Consider the following 18,861-nt stretch of genomic DNA (forward strand, 5'->3'; position numbering starts at 1 on the left):
AAAAACAATAAGTTTCACTTTTTGCATATTTACTATTCTTGTAAATCAAAATCAACATTTTAATAAATGAACTATATATGCCTGCTCTCTTTTGTAAAACCACCTCCATTCTTTTCCTTCTTAATACAAATTTCCTCACCCCCTTTAAGGGCATACTTTAGGATTGGTCAACGAATATTTGAAAGTTACATATCAAGCTATCTATTATGAAGTTAATGCTTATTTAAAACGTATATTGTTTGAGGAAGTTTTTTAAGTAGTAAATATAAGTAGATATAAAGAATGTTATGCTAATAAGTCATTTTGATCCATTTATTTTGGTAGCGTTTACATTATTCCATATTCACTTTCATTTTCGATACAATTATATTGACTGTTATTGATGTTTTTTTACTTTCTTGATGTCTAATCTACTTAATCGATGAGATATAGTAGTTCGACAGAAAATGAAAAAACCACTGTATTCTCACTTACAGTGGTTTTTCCTTCTAAACATACTTTACTTTTATCAAACTTAATTTCAATCTGACTCATTACCCAGGAATGATTTGGCCCTCATCTGTAGCGGGTTTTCCACCGAATTGGCGTATGTTTTCTTTATATCATCCAGAGAACAAAGGTAGTGATAATGGAGTTGCTCTTCATTTATTAGAACACTTCCTATACATGTGATAAAGGTATTATAAATGATGATGCTTTAAACTTTCAAACACTTAAAATATCATAAACATATTCCTTTTTTCGCTGGTGCTTTTACAACAAATCTATTACTAAAAAACACTGATCATCACTTTCATGGTAAGCAAATTCTGTACTTTCTAGAGACTGAATAATTTTCTTTTTTAAACTCACCAGGGGAATACTTTTATTGTCCATAAGCAAAGGTTTTAAATGATTAAACCCAAAGGGATCTGTTACACCATCTGTATAGAGTAGCAATCTGCTTCCTTTTTCATAGGGAAGTGTTGTTGTTTTAAATTCTATTCCCTCGAATGTCCCAATAGGAGGAAAAGATGACTGGAGTTCTTTTATTCCTGTTGTATCCTGTAAAAATGCGGGTGGGTGACCGCCATTGATAAAGTCAATCTTCTGTGCTGCTGTATCAATCATTAGATAAATAACTGTACAATAATACATGGATTGTTCACTATTTTGAAAGAGATTGTGTAGATATTGATCCAATTCTTTCACAACCGTTTGAGGATTCCCATCTTTAGGGATCAATCTCTGAAACAATGACTGGAGTGACATGGTAATTAATGCTGATGAAATACCGTGTCCCATAACATCCAGAATAATCACTCCATACCGGTATTTATCAATTTGATAAATACCATAAATGTCTCCAGATAATTCATGTGATGCTTTATAATGAGATTCTATATGTATACGTTCATTGAAAATTCGATCTGTTAATGCTGTTTTTTGTATTTTTCTAGCAAGCTCTAATTCTCTTTTTGTTTCGATTTTAAATGTTTGATTTTGCTCATGTAATTCAAGTAATTCTTGTTGTTTTTCCTCCACTGTCTTTAATGCAGTTTTTAATTCAGAAACTGCTTTCTGTTTATCCAGGAGAGCTTTTTCTAATTCCTTTTTTGTATTAAGTAAGACATTTTCATATTCATCTCTTATTTTTATAGGAACTAGTATACAATCTATTACATTTTGGTTATTGTGTACCCTTTTATTAGCATTTATAAGTACAGGAATTTCTTTCCCATTTTTCGCTTCTAAAGAGATATACAATTCCTCTACACTTTTTCCAATTTGAACAAGTGGCACGAAATAAAGTTCATAAAAAACACGACCTGATTTAGGTAAAATTGAATGTATATGCTGTCCTATTATCACATCAGAAGAAAGATCGAGTAACTCACATAGAGTTTGATTAACTGATCGAATTACGCTATCTTCGGATAATGATAAAAATCCACACGGTGCGCAGTTCAACTGTTCATCCATTCTTTTCTCCTTAACATTAGTAGTATCAGTTACAGAAAACTCCTAAGATATTGTCGAATGACTTGTATCGTTTCTTCAGGATGACTCATATGTGGACAATGTCCGGTTGCAATTAACCGCTTTAATTCACTATTTGGTAGTTGATTTAAAAGGTATACTCCGACCTCATCTGGTGCAATGATATCATTTGAGCATTGCATAATTAGGGAAGGAACAGATACTTTAGATAAGTCTCCCCGATTATCAGCAAAAAAGGTTGCTTCAGCAAATTGACGGGCAATGACCGGATCTGTAGAGCAAAAACGGTCTTCAAGATCCTTTGACAATGAATGCCGATTCGGATCATTTACAAGAGTTGAAGCAAACATACTTGCCCATCCTATATAGTTTTTTTCCATCATGTCCAGCAACCCCAACAAATCGTCTTTTTCAAAACCTCCGTAATAAGATGGAGGATCGTTAAGGTAGCATGGAGACGGTCCGATCATAATAAGGGTAGAAAAGTAGGCTGGTTTTTTAATTGATGCCAACATTCCAATCATACTACTAACAGAATGACCAACAAAAATAGCTTTTTCCAAATCTAAAGCCGAACAAATATCCAGTAAATCCTGAACGTATCCTGATAATGTATGATATTTTTCCAGATCATATGACTCTATATCAGATTTTCCTATTCCTACATAATCAAATAAAATCACTTTATAATCGTCCAAAAAAGCATTCTTAACATCTTGCCAGACTGTCTGATCACACCCAAAGCCAGGCGCAAAAATGATTGTTTTTTCACCTGAACCTTCGATTTTCACATTGTTACGCTTTATGACATGACACATAAGATTCCCCCTTAAATGACATCTTTTATTATCTTAACATTCTTTCTCTTCATAGAGTTTCAATATTAGTAGAAAAATGAATAAAATTAAAGAGTATTAAGGTATAGGTTCCATACAAAAAAACTGATGCTACCATTATAAGTATCATCAGTTTATAGATGTTAAGCACTATAACGTTCTTGTTCAATTTGTTTTAGAGACTTCCCTCTTGTTTCAGGAGCCATCACAAAACCAATTATAGCTGCAATGATTAGGAATCCAATCATAATTAAGCCTGATATTTTAAACCCTAGAACCGTTATCATTGTTGGCACGATAAGTGAAATAAGTCCTACGGCTACGCGAGCAATACAGAATAAGAAGCCTTGTGCTTTTGCACGATATTTTGTATGGAATAGTTCGCTTGCCCATAATCCATAAAATGCCTGGGCTCCAAATCCTGCTGCAATCCCCCATAGAATAACAAATAGGAATAACTCTGTTAGACCCATCGATCCTAATGAAAGAACAGCCCATGCTACTATTCCCATTACTGCTCCTACAGTATAAAGAATTTTCCTACTAACTTTGTCTCCTAACTTAATAAACACAAAATAAGTAGATGCGACTGTTAATATCCATAAAAATGCCTGTAATAAATTGGCCTGGGCTGAGGAAAGCCCGCCTACTGTTTCATAGATATATGGCATGAAATAGCCCATTACACCTGCAACTAAATTCCAGAAAACATAGATTCCCAGCAGTAAAATAATTGCTTGGCGGTTTGCTTTTACTGTAAAAAGTTCCTTGATTGGATTTTCTGCTACTTGCCCTGTTGCTTTTAACTTTGCCTTTAATTTCTCTTCTTTTTTCTTCTCTTCTTCCCAAATGGTCGATTCATTGATTTGTTGTTGTAAAATCCAAGTAACTAAAGCGATTACAAATAATTGAGCAAAGATAATTCTACTTCCTAAAAGACCTAGTGGTGCGAGTGCTACAGATAATAGTAATGATACTGCAGGTCCAATTGACCATGCTAATTGTCCAAAACCTACCCTGGCAGCACGCTCATTATCAGGAGCCTCTTCAGCAATATATGTCCATGCAGCCGGAATTGCAGCACCTACAGCAATACCTGTAATAACATAACCAATTAATAACATTGGAAAGTTAAAAGAAAATGTAATCAATAGAACACCAAGCATATATAATAGTAGATCATATTTATAAATTAATTTCCGACCATATTTATCTACTAATATTCCTCCAGCTAATGCCCCAATGGCAGCTCCAAAGCCATTTGCACTTAAAGCTCCAAGTAATCCTAATTTAAAGTCATCTAAATTTAAATATTCCATCCAAAGTGTAAGACCACCTGCTCCCGCAACGATTGAACCGGCTTCTAAATAGTTCGACATTGCTACAGTAATTGTCGACTTCATTCCTTTTTTCCAGCCATGTACATACTCCTTTCAACCTAATGTGTTTTAAGCTAAATAAAAAACACTTTTTAATTCTTTTGAAACTGGACTATTATCTGGATTTGTTTCCATTAAAGGTTCCATATACGTCCACCACTTTTGACAAATATCTGTTGAAGCCATTTGATTCCATTTTTCCTCATCCTCAATTTCTAAATAGGCAAACAGCTGACCAGATTCTTCATCTAGAAAAATAGAATAATTATGTGCTCCGTGTTCTTTGAGTTCTTTTACCATCTCCGCCCACAACTCATCATGACGACGTTGATACTCTTCATACTGATCTTTATCAACAAACATAATTGATGCTTTTCTAATCATCATTGCCCCTCCAATGGTGGTAATTAATCGCTTTCTGATTACGCTTTCTTTCTGATACTCTTACTATATAAAACTTCAATTATTAATGGTAGGAGACAAAACTAAGGTAGGGGGTGAATATTATGATGTTTGAAAAGGGTTTCAAGTTAATGTAAAAACAACTTAAGTTTCAGGTTTTGGATGGAGTTTAATAAGAAATGAAGGAGTTATGTATAAGACATTTTCAGATGACTTTTAGTTAGGATTGTCCCTCTAAGAGCTTATGAAAGACATTCTATCTGCTTCCTAAAAGAGTAATGTCCTTCCTTTTCTGAGTAACTTTTAATAATTAAAAAGATCAAAAGAATAAAAAGCAGCCCTAATAATTGGACTGCTTTTAAACAGATAGATTAACATAAATGTACTAGTCTCTTTTAAAATGATACTCACGGTATTGTGAGGGTGATTGACCATACCATTGTTTGAAAAGACGGCTAAAGTATTTTGTATCCTGATATCCTAGCTTTGATGAAATATCATAAACCTTTGTATCAGTTGTTTCGAGAAGCTCCTTTGCTTTTTCTAAACGACATTTTGTAATATAATCTAAAATTGTCTCACCGGTTTGTGCTTTGAAATAGTTACTAAAATAGGTCGGGCTCATATAAATGTGTTCGGCAATTTCTTTAATGGTTATATGCTTTCCAAGGTTCTCATGAATCCAATTCTTTGCACGTAGAATAGGATCTGAATCTATTTTTCTTCGACTATCTACTTTTCTTTTGATATCAACTACCCAATGCTTAACACTGTCTTTCAGCTGAGTAAAATTGCCCGCCTTTTTCGTGACTTTTAGAGCTTTTGAAAGCATTTCAGCATTTTCTCCAAAGCCGTCAATTTCCATCCACTTGTTAAATACTTGAAGACATAAGTAATGAACGGCATCTTCTATTATTGTCGGGGAACTTATACTTTCTAATTCATTGAACAGTTGATTTACAGCACATGCGGTTTCGTCTTCCCCTTTCCCGTCAAGTGATGATAATATTTGTTGAACTTGTTTGTAGATCATGGATGATACATTTTTTGGCTTTGAATTAACCGTTAAATTAACAAGCATGTGTTGATGATAAATCTTATTTCCCCCATGTATCATCCGATACTGAAGCAAAGTTAACAGCTGATCTTTTATACTAGGTAATAATTTAATTTCTTGAAAAGGGTTAGCTACCCCAATAGAAATTGTAAAAGGAGTTATCTTTTTTATATCCGCTTTGTACTGTTCTATCATTTGGTTAACTTTAACATGATTTATGTCAGAAAAACGTATGAGAATCCAATATTGAAGTTTTCCACTTCTCCACCACCAGTAATCCATTTCTATTGCAGCCAACTGAGAAATTTGTTTGAACATTCCTTCCATTTTCAAATCCCAATTCGAAGTTGAAGCTAGATTTTCTACTGAAGAAATGTTCTGGTCAGCACTGACATAAAGTAATTGATAAACTCCATCAGGAAATTGCTTTGTCCAATCAATGACAGATAAATCCATCGCATCATTCCAGGTGATTTCACTTAATAACTGTATTTGCTTTGTATAAATTAACTGCTGTGCCTTGCTATTTATTTCGCTCCACTTTTGTTGTTCCGTTCGTTTAGCAGAAATCTTGGTTTTAACCTCTTCCAATTGCTCAGTAAATTTATGTTTATCTACAGGTTTTAAAATATAATTGACTGCCCCTTCACGCATAGCTGTTTGTAAGTAAGTGAAATCATCATAACCGCTGATAATAATAGAAGTAAAAGAATGTGTTTTTTTCAATTCGCTGATTAAGGCTAAACCATCCATTTTAGGCATTTGTACATCGGTTATCAGTAAATCAAATGAAATGGATTGATTTGTGATTTTTTCAAAAGCTTCTTTCCCATCTGAGAATTGATTGATAATTTCCCATTCTTCCCCACAAGCTTGAACGAGCCTTTCAATTCTACGTCGTATTCTACTTTCGTCATCTACAATTATTGTTTTAATCGAAGTCATGATTGCTCACCATTTTCTTGCTTTTTTATTTTTTGTGGAATTCTTATCGTTACAACAGTTCCTTCATCTACCTTGCTCACTATTGTGATGCCGTATTCAGATCCATACATCATAACGATTCGAGCATGGACATTCGTTATCCCAAATCCTGAATCTCTATTAATGATCGGATTTTTCTCTAATAATTGATTTAACTCATCAAGCTTTTTAGGCTCGATCCCCGGACCATTATCTTTAATCACAAACAAAATTGAGGAATCCTCTTTATGAATAACTTCAATGTCAAGATGAAGGGTTTTCCGCTTTTGCATTCCATACTTTATTGAATTTTCTATTATTGGCTGTAAAATAAACTTCGGCGTTAAGTACCCCTTTTGTTCCTTATTTTGGTGAATCTGAAAAGAGATTCTCTCCTCAAAGCGAAATTTCTGCAAGGTTAAATAATCTTCAATATGGAGAGTTTCCTCTTTGATTGGAACAATTTTATCTTTATTACTTAGTGAATATCTAAGCATTCTTCCCAGTATAGCTACCATATCCACAACTAAATCAGATTCTCCATCTTCAATTGCTGCACCAATTGTTTCTAATGTGTTGTACATAAAATGGGGGTTGATTTGCGACTGTAGAGCATATAGTTCAGCATCTTTTTGCCGTAACTCAATGTGATAATTTTTCTTAATCAATTCCCTTATTCTTCTAATCATTGATTGAAAACTAGTTGCTAAGACTCCCACTTCATCCTTAGAATGGATGGGAATTTTCACATCAAGGTTCCCGCGTTCAACATCTTTCATGATTTTCCCTAGTATATTAATTGGTTTTGTTACACTCCAAGCAACACCAATCGAAATGATCGTGGTAAAAATCACAAGAATAATAAAAATAATAATGGCTACCGTTTTAACCACATCGGTTCTCTCGGTTAAATAGGTAATCGGTATTCTGTGAACAAGGATCCAGTCCTGTTTCTCAGACTGGTTGATACTAATTAATGTTCTGTTTTGGTCATCAATTGTGCGAAAGCTACCATTAAGAAGAGGATAATCATGAACTTCCTCGAAATAAGAACCAATCTTGTTATGAACCGGGTGGTAAATAATCTGACCTTGACTGTCCATTAGCCACATCGTCGCTTTTTCTTCTTCATCTAAATCTTCGAGTATTTCTTCTATAAAATTTAATTTAACTGCTAAAAATAATGTCCCAAGATTTTTTCGATTATCAAGATCTACAATGTCCTTAACAAGAAGCATATATGGAGGGTTTCCTTCAAAGGACAAGTTAGCTTGACTCGGCAGAATTATTTTTGTATCTCCACCAAGATCATGTGCCTCTCCATATGGAAATGTATGATCACTAAAAACAAAGCCATCATATGATACACGCGTACTAATGAATGATCTATTTTTTGATAGTAAAAATGCCCCTAAGATATTATTGTTATTACTCCCTAGATACGTTCTTGAAAGAAAGCTTTCTATTGTAAATTGATCTTCCAGTATAGAAGATCTTTCATCATACGGGTTTGTCCTTAAGATCGCCATCACATCACTTGAGTTGTAAATGAGATTAGGTAAATTCCCCAGCTCATTAATTTCATTTTCAATATTTTTATTTGCCTGTTTTAAAAGCCTTGGTACATACTCCCCTACTTCCTCCTCTATTGCTTTTGTATTTTGATAGTAGGTGATATATCCTAATATAGCCATCGGTATAACGGTAAGAAGAATGTAGGTGATGATTAATTTTGTCTTAAGACGGAAGTGTTTTAGTTGTAACGCTTCCATTATTCTAGAAATCATACTGATCAATATTCTCCTTTGTAAAATCAATTGGCTGGCCCATGATGACTGTATCTTCCTTCACACGAATGTTTCCGATATTTGAAATATATTGATTATCCTGAATCTCCTGACTGTCCAGTAGTTCTTTGGCCACACTAACAGTTAAATAACCAAGCTTCTTTGGACTCCACAGGGTCACAACCTGAGAGGAGCCCTCTTTAATATATTCTCTCATCAAATTTGGTGTTGATAACCCTACTACAGTGATATCCCCAGCTTTATCAGCGTCCTGAACTGCTTGTGAAGCTGCAGGTGGGCCCACAGATGAACTACCAATTATCCCTCTAAGATCAGGATACTTTTTCACTAAATCTGTTGCTGCCTTATAGGCTTGTTTTGGATCATCATTTGATGCAACGATATCAACGACCGTCATATTCGGATAATTTTCTTTTTGATGCAGCTTCATCCATTCGATCCATTCATTCAAATTAGCTGCATCACTTGCACCTGTTATTATGGCATAACTCCCCTGTTCATTCACACGGGATGAAAGGGTATCCATAATATGTCTACCTAAAACCTCGGGATCAACCATATTTATAAACATTTCTCTATAATGTTTATTTGTATCAGAGTCCCATGTAATAACTCTAATTCCTTTAAGGCTTGCCTTTTTTAGGACTGGACCAAGCTTTTCAGGATCGTTTGCTGAGACGGCTATTAAATCGACATTCTGTTCAATATAATGATTAATAATGGTTTCCTGCTGTTTCCAATCTGCAATTAACGGGCCGGAGTAAAGTACATTTACATCTAAATCATATCCAGCTTCAACGGCACCTTCTTCTACTGCATTAAAATAAGGAATCCCTGTTACTTTCGGTACGATTGCAATCGTGTAGTCCTGATGATTTATTTCGGATTGTTCCTGCTTTTGGCCTTTCTCGCCGTTGTATATCACATCGTATTTTGATGAAGTAGTACAACCGTTTAGAAATATGAGAAAAAACAAACAGATATATATACGAGGAAACATAGAATAAGCTCCTATTTGAAAATTAATTTAAGATTAATGTTTAATTATACAAATATAAACAGCAAAAAGCACATAGTGATTGATTGATCACTTTTGCGCTTTTTGACATTATATGCGAATATCCACCTTCAAATTTAAGAACGTTTATCTCTTAGAAAGCACTTCATTCTCATACTTCTTAACATCTTCTAACCAAGTTTCCTTTACAGGAACACCATTTTGCTCACAATAGTAATCCCAAATCGCACCGAATGGATATGTTTTGAATTCTTCCATTAATGCTAGTCTTTCTGTGAAGTTTCCTTCTTCTTGAAGTTGTTTTAAGTGGTCGTTTGGTACAAGCATTGCATTAAGTAATGATTTAATCATATTACGTGTGCCAATTGTCCATGCTGCAACACGGTTGATACTTGCATCAAAGAAATCAAGACCGATCATCACTTTATCTAATGCATCGTTACGAACGATTTCAAGAGCAATTTCTTTTAACTCGTCATCAAGCGTGACAACGTGATCACTGTCCCATCGTACTGGACGTGATACGTGTAATGCCAGTTTGTCGCTGTATAAAAGCATAGAAGAAATTTTGTTAGAAACCATTTCCGTTGGGTGATAATGTCCGGTATCCAATAAGCAAAGCTTGTTATTTTTTAATGCATAGCCCATGTAAAATTCGTGTGAGCCAACAACATAAGCTTCAGAACCAATTCCAAATAATTTGCTTTCTACAGCATCGATATTGTATTGTTCATCAATGTCCACTGCGAAAATTTTATCTAATGACTCTTTTAAACGTACTCTTGGCGTTAAACGGTCACTTGGTACATCTTTGTACCCATCAGGGATCCAGACATTTGTTAAGGCAGGAGTGCCTAACTCTTTTCCGAAATATTCGGCGATTTTACGGCTGGCAATGCAGTGGTTGATCCAAAATTCACGGATTTCTTGGTCTGGATGTGATAGTGTTAAGCCATCAGCAGATTTTTCATGTGAAAATAATGTTGGATTAAAATCAAGGCCAAGTCCTTGTTCTTTTGCCCAGTTAACCCAGTTCTCGAAGTGTTTCGGTTCTAATTGATCACGTTCAACTACTTCTCCATTTGTTTCAGCGTAAATCGCATGAAGATTTACACGGTGTTTTCCTGGAATTAATGACAGCGCTTTTTCCAGGTCGCTTCTTAACTCTTCAGGTGTTCTTGCTTTACCAGGGTAATTTCCTGTTACATCAATTCCTCCGGATAATTCTCCTTTATTTACTTCAAACCCGCCAACATCATCACCTTGCCAGCAGTGGATTGAGATTGGTACTTGTTTTAACTGCTCAAGTACTTCATCTACATTAATACCCCATTTTTCATATTCCTTTTTGGCTAATTCATAGCTTTCTCTTACTGACATTTTAATCATCCTCTCACGTATTGGTTTTTGTATGTTTTCACTTCAAATGAATCTTTAATCGTGGTTCTTGCTTCTTGAATTGTATGAATCTCACCTAATGCCATAAATTGTGCAACAATATTTCCTATAGCTGTCGCTTCGATTGGTCCGGCACAAACCTCTTTGTTCGTAACATTTGCAATCATTTGGTTAAGCATTTCATTTTGGCATCCGCCACCGATCACATTTATTTTTTGGAAGTTTTTCTCAAAAATCTCTTCTATTTCATTAATTGCCAGTTTATAGCTTTCTGCTAAACTATCATACACACATTTTGCCATTTGACCCGGTGTTTGCGGAATTGGCTGATTTGTTTCCTGACAGTATTTTTGGATTTCATCCACCATATTGTCAGGCTTTAGGAAACGGTCATCATCTACATTAACGATCGACTTGAACTGTTGTTCATCTTCAGCCAGCTTTACTAATTCTGCAAAAGAGTATTGGTCATGATAGTTGCGCTTTACTTCTTGAATCATCCAAAGTCCCATAATATTTTTAAGAAAACGGTAGCGATAATCAATCCCGCCTTCATTTGTGAAATTATATTTAAGCGCTTGCGGAACACAAATTGGAAAGCGGTTTTCAACACCAATTAGCGACCATGTACCGGAGCTGATATAAACTGAGTCCTCTACTTCCGGCACCGAGATGACAGCTGATCCCGTATCATGTGTTGCCGGTAATACGACTTTCATATCAAAACCAAACTCTTCAACAAGCTCTTGTGAAAGTGTCCCTAACACTGTTTTAGGTGGTAAGATCTCATGAAACATCTGTTTGTTAATTCCAAGCTTTTCCAGAAGCTCATGATCCCAATTTTTTGTAAATGCATTCACAAGCTGGGTAGAGGTTGCATTTGTATACTCATTCGCCTTTTTTCCTGTTAATAAAAAATTAAAATACTCAGGAATCATTAGGAATGACTTTGCTTTTTGTAAAACTTCAGGTGATGTTTGCTTTAACGCAAACAATTGATAAATCGTATTAAATTTTTGAAATTGGATCCCGGTTTCAAAGTATAATTTTTCCTTTGGAATGATTTTAAAGACCTCTTCCATCATTCCGTCTGTTCTTGGATCCCTGTATGCAACTGCATCTGTTAAGAGGTTGTCATGCTCGTCAAGTAAGACATAATCAACTGCCCATGTATCAATTCCAATGCTATCCGGCTTGATCCCTAGTTTATTGCATTTTTTTATACCTGTTTTGATTTCTTGGAATAGGGCCTCAATATCCCAGCAAAAATGTTCATTTTTTTCACTATTTTATTTTCAAAACGATGTATTTCATCTAAGTTTAATTTTCCATTAGCTAAATGCCCAAGTATTAACCTCCCACTTGAAGCACCAATATCGACAGCTAAGCTATAATTACTCATTTTGACACCTCTTTCCTGAAAACGCTTGCTTCTATATTTATTTTAGTTGATATCCCCGGAAGTTCCTATATCTTAATTCATTCTTTTTATTGTCCTTATTTGCCAAGTGAAAAAGGTGTAAAAAAAGTCATATCACCTACTATTTCTAGTAATGACATGACTAATTGTTAGAAAGTTGATCTCGAAATTTCTTTGGTGTATATCCATATTTGCTTTTGAAAACGCGATAAAAATAACTTATATTTTCATACCCTACCTCTTCAACAATAGAAGAAATAGATAGTGAAGTATTCTCCAACAGATCTCTTGCAATGGTCAATCTTTTTGCTTGGACAAGCTCTTTAAATGTATAGGTTGTTGCCTTTTTAATTTCTTTACTTAAGGTGTAATGAGGTTGATTTAGTTTTTCTGCCAATTCGTATAAAGAAGCATGTCGAAAATGTTCTTCAATATATTTTAGAGACTCCACAATAATATAGTGCTTATTCAGATCCTGATTGTAACGGACCTTATCCGAATTCTTTATAAGCTCTACCATCAGCAAACCCATATATAATTTTATCGTTGATTCTGATAGCATTGACGGATTCATAATTTCCACGATGATTTTACCAATAAGCTCTTGAACACTGTCAATTTCTGATACAGCAAAATATAAATATTGACCTTGTTTTGTTTGGTCGAATAGGCTGCTAATTAAAAAGTTTGAGATCAAATTGTCCGTCGTTAAGTAAGAAAAAATAAACGTAAAGAATTCGGGCTTAATAATAAAGTTAATAATAATATCTTCTTCATTGCACGCTTCAAGTTCATGCTCTATATGTTGATTAAGAAATAAAAGATCTCCCTTTTTTAATTCCATTCGTTCATTTCCAACGGTTTGGGTAAGAGAACCACTAAAAACATAATTCACTTCTATATAATTGTGCCTATGCTTCGGAAAGTGAACAAATCTAGTGTGTTTTCGCACCATGATCATTTTATTTTGATTTAAAAATCTCTCACCTTCAACAATGAAGGGTTCCTGGCTAGTATAAAGCTCCTTCTGAACTTCCTTTTTTTGCTGAAGCATTAATTTTTCTTCATCATTTAGTTGCAATAGTTCATGTAAAAGATTCGCACTCATTTAGATCCCTCTTTTTTCTAGCAAAAAACGGAATAGCTTCCACACCCCGTTTTATCCAGTTTCCCAAATAGGAGTAATCTTTTGACCGAAGACTCACTTTATCTCGACGGTTTTTACTCGTACACCTTTTTCTTCCAGTGCTCTGCAAAATGATTCATCAATGTGATCATCTGTAATGACATAACCAATTCGCTGAATGTCCGTAATTTGAGCAAATGTTCTTACACCAAATTTTGTAGAATCAGCCATCAGAATTGTTTTGTCTGCAATCGACATCATTTGTCTTTTTAATAATGCCTGCCATTCATTTGAATCGCTTAAACCAGCGTCCACATGTACCCCTTTACATGATAAGAAGGCTTTGTTCACATGGTACATATTAAGTGACCTTTCGGCTAATGGACCGACATAGGATAGAGACTTCGGTTGGAGCATGCCACCAGTTGAGATCACTTTTACCTGTTCTTTTTTACTAAGCTCTATCGCTACCTTGATTGAATTTGTCAAAACAGTTAAGGGCAGATCAGGCATTTCTTTTGCCATATACCATGCTGTTGTACTCGCATCAAGTACGATTTGATCACCTGGCTGAATAAGTTTCACTGCTTCAATTGCAATGGATCTTTTTTCTGAAGCATTTGTGATTTCCCGTTCAGCATACGATACTTCAGTTTGCTCGTCTTTTATACTAACAGCTCCACCATGACTACGGCGTAACAAGTTTTCTTTTTCCAGTTTCTCTAAATCACGACGAATTGTTTCTTCCGTTACCTGGAAAATCTTACTCAACTCCGTTACACGAACACTTAACTTCTCATTTACAACTTCAACGATTTTTTTATGTCTTTCTGCTACAAGCATTGATCGATACCTCCTGTAACTTCTTTTTATAATGAGGTCTGAGCTTACGTGCTAAAAGAGACAGCTCTTATGCTTGTAGGCTCTAGATATTTTATTATACAAGAGTGTAAGTTTAAACGCACCGTGTTTTATACTAATGCGCTTTCAAAATAATCGGGACAAAAACTTGGCTTATTTCCAGGTCCTAACACGGGAAGCCTTGGCTTTTCTTATACTATGATCAATTATTTCTTATGCATTCTAATAGTATAATAAACAAGGTGTAATAGAAACTTTATTCTGTTACACCTTGTTTATTCTTTATTATCTAGTAAACGCTGCTGGAACTCCACCATCTACAGTTAACATACAACCTGTAGTACGATCTGATTTAGATGATGCAAAGAATAGAATAGATTGTGCAATATCTTTTGGATAGATATTTACTAGTAATGTAGTACGTTTACGATAGTGATCTTCTAATTGGTCTGGGTGAATTCCGTATGCTGCTGCACGCTCTTCTCTCCAGCTTGATCCCCAAATTGCTGAACCTTGGAGCACTGCATCTGGAAGAACTGAGTTTACACGGATTCCGAATTCTCCACCTTCTGCTGCAATACATCTTGCAAGGTGTGTTTCCATTGCTTTAACTGAGCTGTATGCTGCTGCATTTTTACCAGCATATACAGAGTTTTTCGAACCGATAAATACCATGTTTCCACCAGTACCTTGTGATTTCATTTGTTTGAACGCTTCACGGGCAACTAGGAAATAACCTGTACCAAGAACATTCATGTTAAGGTTCCATTCTTTTAAAGATGTTTCATCAAATGGGCTGGAAGTTGCCAAACCTGCATTGTTTACGATAATATCAACGCCACCGTAAGTTAGAGCTGTTTGTTTGAATGCTTCTTGAACAGCTTCTTCACTTGTTACATCCATTTTTACTGCAAATGCACGACCCTCTCCATATTTCTCGTTGATTTCTGCTGCTACCTTTTCAGCACCTTCTAGGTTAAGGTCAGCTATCACAACATGTGCACCTTCTGCTACGAATTGACGGCATGTTTCGCTGCCGATACCACCAGCACCACCTGTTACAAAGGCTACTTGTCTTGAGAACTCAGCTTCTGCAGGAGCTAGAGATAATTTATAAAGCTCTAATGGCCAATATTCTACATTGAATGATTCATTTTCATTTAAAGAAACAAATTTTCCTAAAGTTGTAGAACGTTTCATAACCGCGATTGCACGGTGGTATAAAGCACCACTAACGTTTGCCATCGTTATGTTTTTACCAGTGTTCACCATTCCGATACCAGGAATTAAAATAACACGTGGAGCTGTTTCAGAAATTTGGTCTCCTTCGTTTTTGTTTCGTTCGAAGTATGCTTTGTACTCTTCTTTAAAGCTTTCGATTCCAGCCTTTACCTTTTCTATTAAACTAGCAACATCTTGTTCTTGAGGATTCCAGTCAATGAATAGTGGCGTCATTTTTGTGTGAACTAAGTGGTCAGGACATGCTGCACCAACCTGTGATAATTCTGGAGCATTATGGCTGTTTACAAATTGTAGAACATCTTCCGCATCATCATATGTTAATAGCATTTTCTTTTCTTCGCTAACCGCACCACGGATGACAGGCATTACTTGTGCTAAAGCATTTTGACGATCTTCTTCAGAAAGTGCTCCGTATTTTTGTCCGCCAAATACGTTTTCTTCTACTAATTTAGATTGAATATATTGCTCTGCTTCATTAATTACTGAAATTGTTTTTTCATAGCTTTCTTCAGCAGTTTCTCCCCAAACAACAAGACCGTGTTTTTCCATTAATACTAATTCTGCGTTCGGATTGTTTTTAACACCTTCTGCGATCATTTTTGAAAGGGTGAATCCTGGGCGTACATATGGTACCCATACAAAACGATCTCCGTAGATTTCTTCAGCAATTTGACGACCATTGTCTGCACAGCAAAGACCAATGATTGCATCTGGGTGTGTATGGTCAACATGCTTGAATGGTAAGAATGCATGTAATAGAGTTTCGATTGATGCACGTGGGTGTTTGCTATCGATCATGCAGTGTGCAAGGTAAGCTACCATATCCTCATCTGACATTTCGTCACGTTCGATTAATGGACGAATATCTTCCATTCTTAATCCAGTGAAATTGTGCGCTTTCATTGTTGCTAAATCTGATCCACTACCTTTCACGTACATAACCTCTACGTCACGGCCTCGGAAGTCCTTTTCAATTGTTTTCATTGAAGTATTTCCGCCACCCCAGTTACAAACGGCACGATCTGAACCGATTAAGTTAGAGCGATATACCAGCTCTTCCACACCTTTAGATAATGAAGCTGCTTTTTCTTTATTCCATAAACTTTGTACCATTTCGTTTCCTCCTCTATTTTATTTATATCTGTTTTCATTTGATTATCTGTTTTTTATTATATATCATGTTTGTTTACTTTTGAATATGTTTTTTGTTTATTTTTGAATTTATTTATCTTCCACGAGAATATACGTTGCTTTTATTGGACCGTGTACCCCTACAATAAGGTTCAATTCAATATCAGCACTATTACTTGGTCCTGTAATAAAATCAATACAGGAAGCAATTTTTTCGCCTTCTTGAACTTGTTTGTTAATATAAGCAGTAGCCTGTGTCATCCTTGGAACAAGTGTGCTTTTTGGAACAATGGCAATATAGGTTTTGGGCAATAAACTTACCGATCTCCCTTTGTTTTCACTGCTGAATAACACAACTGTCCCTGATTCTGCAAGAGTGATATCACTAAATGTAATCCCAACATCTGCCTTTTCTGCTGCTTCTCTATTTTTTTCTTTGAGAGCCGGATCCCATATGTGGACCTCAATATCCTCTTCTGGGAGTTGATCTAACAGCCCTTCTTCTAAACCAAACTCTTTATGACGCTTATCCTTCCATGTCACAACACTTTTAACTTCATACTGGGTAAAAACCTCCCGGATCTTATGTGGAAGCTCTTTTAAATTTGTTTCAACGAATTGAGTATGAATGACCTTACAATGTTCTTTAAGTACCTGCACCAATTCATCCGGTGTTGCATCTTTTAATACATCATATTGAGGGGTTGTCGTCCATTGTGGTTTTGTGACGGATTTCACTCTATCTCTTCCTAATTTTTCAGCTACTGTATTGAGAAATGATTCGCGATTTATGATTTGTCCTGCTGCCATCTTATTATTCCCCTCCTTTTTCTCTCTTTTTATACCAGTCTCTAAATCTCTCTTTACTTGGTGCCGGGAAATCACGTACATCTGTCCATGGCTTCATAGGACCTGGTCCTTTTTGAATGCTGTTTTCTTTTGTAAATGGTGCCATGACAGATGAAGCTGATTTTGTCCCTGTTTTATATAGGCTTGGTGAACTTGCTGCAAGTTGAAACCCTTTCATCGCAAGCTTTTCACCGAATGGTGATTTCTTTTCATCTTCAACAATTTTTCTTCGATGTTTAATTAAAAGTTCATGAAGAGGTATTTTTACTGGGCAGACATCTGTACATGCTGCACATAATGATGATGCATAAGGTAGTTCCTTATAATCTTCATAACCTCCAAGCAACGGTGATAACACTGCACCAATTGGTCCTGCATAAATTGAGCCATAAGAATGTCCACCAACGTGTCGGTAAACTGGACATACATTAACACAAGCTGCACAACGAATACAATGAAGGGCACTTTGAAATTCAGTTCCCAGTATATTTGAACGTCCGTTGTCAACAATAACCAGATGGAATTCTTCAGGTCCATCAACGTCACCCTCGTCTTTTGGTCCAGTTAATCCTGTAATATAGCTAGTTAATTTTTGTCCAACAGAGCTTCTGCACAGTAGACTTACCATTATATCTAGCTCTTCCCATGTTGGAACGATCCGCTCCATTCCCATGACTGTAATTTGAGTTTTCGGTAAAGCGGTTACAAGTCCGGCATTTCCCTCATTTGTGACTAGACTAATAGAACCAGATTCCGCAACAGCAAAATTACATCCTGTAATTCCAAGATCTGCCCTTAAGAATTCTTGCCTTAATTGCTCTCTGGCAAAAAGAGCAAGCTCCTCAGGAATTTCCGACTTATCATAGCTCCGTTTTTCTTTGAACGTATCACGAATTTGCTCTTTGTTTTTATGAAGAGCCGGAACAACGATATGTGATGGCGGGTCATGATCATCAAGCTGAAGAATATATTCACCTAGATCCGTTTCTATTACTTCACAGCCCGCTTTTTCGAGTGCACTATTTAAGTGAATTTCTTCTGTAACCATTGATTTTGATTTTACGACTTTCTTTGCTTGTTTTTCTTTTGCTACTTTTGTGATGTACTCATTTGCCTCTTCCTTTGTTGAAGCAAAAAATACATGCCCCCCACGCTTTTGCACATTTTCACTTAACTGTTCCAAATAGTAGTCAAGATTTTGAAGAGTGTGTGATCTAATCTCTTCTCCAAGCTTGCGCCATTCTTCCCAATTGCCCAGCTCTTCTGTTGCCAACTGGCGTCTTCCCTGCATTCTCTCTTGTGCGGATGCAACAGCATTGCGCATAAAGGAATTGTTTACACCTTTATCAACACGATCAAAAAACTTTTCATCACTTATTTTCATCGCCATT

At 35.8% G+C, this 18,861-nt stretch carries 15 protein-coding genes; all 15 read right to left on the bottom strand.

Translation table 11 applies throughout. From position 1 onward, the window contains the following. Positions 1-753: 753 nt before the first annotated feature. The 15 genes from AC0L8O_RS16000 to AC0L8O_RS16070 all read right to left on the bottom strand — a co-directional run bounded on the left by AC0L8O_RS16000 (position 754) and on the right by AC0L8O_RS16070 (position 18,860). A complete protein-coding gene (locus AC0L8O_RS16000) occupies positions 754-1,962 on the bottom strand; it encodes a PP2C family protein-serine/threonine phosphatase (RefSeq protein WP_473443688.1) in 1,209 nt (402 codons plus the stop codon). Between the two features lie 29 nt (positions 1,963-1,991). Then, complete coding sequence (locus AC0L8O_RS16005; protein ID WP_473443690.1) at positions 1,992-2,798, bottom strand: alpha/beta fold hydrolase; 807 nt, start codon at positions 2,796-2,798, stop codon at positions 1,992-1,994. A 161-nt stretch (positions 2,799-2,959) separates the two neighbouring features. Continuing rightward, positions 2,960-4,219, bottom strand: a complete 1,260-nt coding sequence (locus tag AC0L8O_RS16010) for an MFS transporter (RefSeq protein ID WP_473443692.1) — start codon at positions 4,217-4,219, stop codon at positions 2,960-2,962. Between the two features lie 45 nt (positions 4,220-4,264). After that, positions 4,265-4,579 (bottom strand): L-rhamnose mutarotase, encoded by a 315-nt coding sequence (gene rhaM, locus AC0L8O_RS16015; RefSeq protein WP_473448945.1) that lies wholly within the window; start codon positions 4,577-4,579, stop codon positions 4,265-4,267. Between the two features lie 403 nt (positions 4,580-4,982). Beyond that, complete coding sequence (locus tag AC0L8O_RS16020; RefSeq protein ID WP_473443694.1) at positions 4,983-6,599, bottom strand: response regulator transcription factor; 1,617 nt, start codon at positions 6,597-6,599, stop codon at positions 4,983-4,985. Continuing rightward, a complete protein-coding gene (locus tag AC0L8O_RS16025; protein WP_473443696.1) occupies positions 6,596-8,404 on the bottom strand; it encodes a cache domain-containing sensor histidine kinase in 1,809 nt (602 codons plus the stop codon). The genes AC0L8O_RS16020 and AC0L8O_RS16025 overlap by 4 nt, the downstream gene beginning before the upstream one ends. Further along, positions 8,394-9,425, bottom strand: coding sequence for an autoinducer 2 ABC transporter substrate-binding protein (locus AC0L8O_RS16030; RefSeq protein WP_473443697.1), 1,032 nt, complete (start codon positions 9,423-9,425; stop codon positions 8,394-8,396). Before AC0L8O_RS16030 ends, AC0L8O_RS16025 begins: the two co-directional genes overlap by 11 nt. Before the next feature lie 144 nt (positions 9,426-9,569). After that, positions 9,570-10,823 (bottom strand): L-rhamnose isomerase, encoded by a 1,254-nt coding sequence (rhaA, locus tag AC0L8O_RS16035; protein WP_473443699.1) that lies wholly within the window; start codon positions 10,821-10,823, stop codon positions 9,570-9,572. Positions 10,824-10,828: 5 nt separating this feature from the next. After that, a complete protein-coding gene (gene rhaB / locus AC0L8O_RS16040; protein ID WP_473448947.1) occupies positions 10,829-12,097 on the bottom strand; it encodes a rhamnulokinase in 1,269 nt (422 codons plus the stop codon). Beyond that, complete coding sequence (locus AC0L8O_RS16045; RefSeq protein ID WP_473443701.1) at positions 12,061-12,243, bottom strand: hypothetical protein; 183 nt, start codon at positions 12,241-12,243, stop codon at positions 12,061-12,063. The genes rhaB and AC0L8O_RS16045 overlap by 37 nt, the downstream gene beginning before the upstream one ends. A gap of 160 nt (positions 12,244-12,403) precedes the next feature. After that, positions 12,404-13,369, bottom strand: a complete 966-nt coding sequence (locus AC0L8O_RS16050) for an AraC family transcriptional regulator (RefSeq protein ID WP_473443703.1) — start codon at positions 13,367-13,369, stop codon at positions 12,404-12,406. 93 nt (positions 13,370-13,462) lie between these two features. Then, positions 13,463-14,230, bottom strand: coding sequence for a DeoR/GlpR family DNA-binding transcription regulator (locus AC0L8O_RS16055; RefSeq protein WP_473443705.1), 768 nt, complete (start codon positions 14,228-14,230; stop codon positions 13,463-13,465). Between the two features lie 303 nt (positions 14,231-14,533). Further along, a complete protein-coding gene (locus tag AC0L8O_RS16060; RefSeq protein WP_473443707.1) occupies positions 14,534-16,603 on the bottom strand; it encodes a bifunctional aldolase/short-chain dehydrogenase in 2,070 nt (689 codons plus the stop codon). 108 nt (positions 16,604-16,711) lie between these two features. Beyond that, positions 16,712-17,431: a LutC/YkgG family protein gene (locus AC0L8O_RS16065; RefSeq protein ID WP_473443709.1), complete on the bottom strand. Its 720-nt coding sequence runs from the start codon at positions 17,429-17,431 to the stop codon at positions 16,712-16,714. A gap of 4 nt (positions 17,432-17,435) precedes the next feature. Then, a complete protein-coding gene (locus tag AC0L8O_RS16070; RefSeq protein ID WP_473443711.1) occupies positions 17,436-18,860 on the bottom strand; it encodes a LutB/LldF family L-lactate oxidation iron-sulfur protein in 1,425 nt (474 codons plus the stop codon). Position 18,861 lies beyond the last annotated feature (1 nt).

The sequence above is a fragment of the Metabacillus sp. KJ11-3 genome, from assembly GCF_055808295.1.

What these genes read in the sequence shown, in the direction of transcription:
- AC0L8O_RS16000 (WP_473443688.1), bottom strand. Translation starts at nt 1,962, where the DNA reads ATGGATGAACAGTTGAACTGCGCACCGTGTGGATTTTTATCATTATCC.
- AC0L8O_RS16005 (WP_473443690.1), bottom strand. Translation starts at nt 2,798, where the DNA reads ATGTGTCATGTCATAAAGCGTAACAATGTGAAAATCGAAGGTTCAGGT.
- AC0L8O_RS16010 (WP_473443692.1), bottom strand. Translation starts at nt 4,219, where the DNA reads ATGAAGTCGACAATTACTGTAGCAATGTCGAACTATTTAGAAGCCGGT.
- rhaM (WP_473448945.1), bottom strand. Translation starts at nt 4,579, where the DNA reads ATGATTAGAAAAGCATCAATTATGTTTGTTGATAAAGATCAGTATGAA.
- AC0L8O_RS16020 (WP_473443694.1), bottom strand. Translation starts at nt 6,599, where the DNA reads ATGACTTCGATTAAAACAATAATTGTAGATGACGAAAGTAGAATACGA.
- AC0L8O_RS16025 (WP_473443696.1), bottom strand. Translation starts at nt 8,404, where the DNA reads ATGATTTCTAGAATAATGGAAGCGTTACAACTAAAACACTTCCGTCTT.
- AC0L8O_RS16030 (WP_473443697.1), bottom strand. Translation starts at nt 9,425, where the DNA reads ATGTTTCCTCGTATATATATCTGTTTGTTTTTTCTCATATTTCTAAAC.
- rhaA (WP_473443699.1), bottom strand. Translation starts at nt 10,823, where the DNA reads ATGTCAGTAAGAGAAAGCTATGAATTAGCCAAAAAGGAATATGAAAAA.
- AC0L8O_RS16045 (WP_473443701.1), bottom strand. Translation starts at nt 12,243, where the DNA reads ATGAGTAATTATAGCTTAGCTGTCGATATTGGTGCTTCAAGTGGGAGG.
- AC0L8O_RS16050 (WP_473443703.1), bottom strand. Translation starts at nt 13,369, where the DNA reads ATGAGTGCGAATCTTTTACATGAACTATTGCAACTAAATGATGAAGAA.
- AC0L8O_RS16055 (WP_473443705.1), bottom strand. Translation starts at nt 14,230, where the DNA reads ATGCTTGTAGCAGAAAGACATAAAAAAATCGTTGAAGTTGTAAATGAG.
- AC0L8O_RS16060 (WP_473443707.1), bottom strand. Translation starts at nt 16,603, where the DNA reads ATGGTACAAAGTTTATGGAATAAAGAAAAAGCAGCTTCATTATCTAAA.
- AC0L8O_RS16065 (WP_473443709.1), bottom strand. Translation starts at nt 17,431, where the DNA reads ATGGCAGCAGGACAAATCATAAATCGCGAATCATTTCTCAATACAGTA.
- AC0L8O_RS16070 (WP_473443711.1), bottom strand. Translation starts at nt 18,860, where the DNA reads ATGGCGATGAAAATAAGTGATGAAAAGTTTTTTGATCGTGTTGATAAA.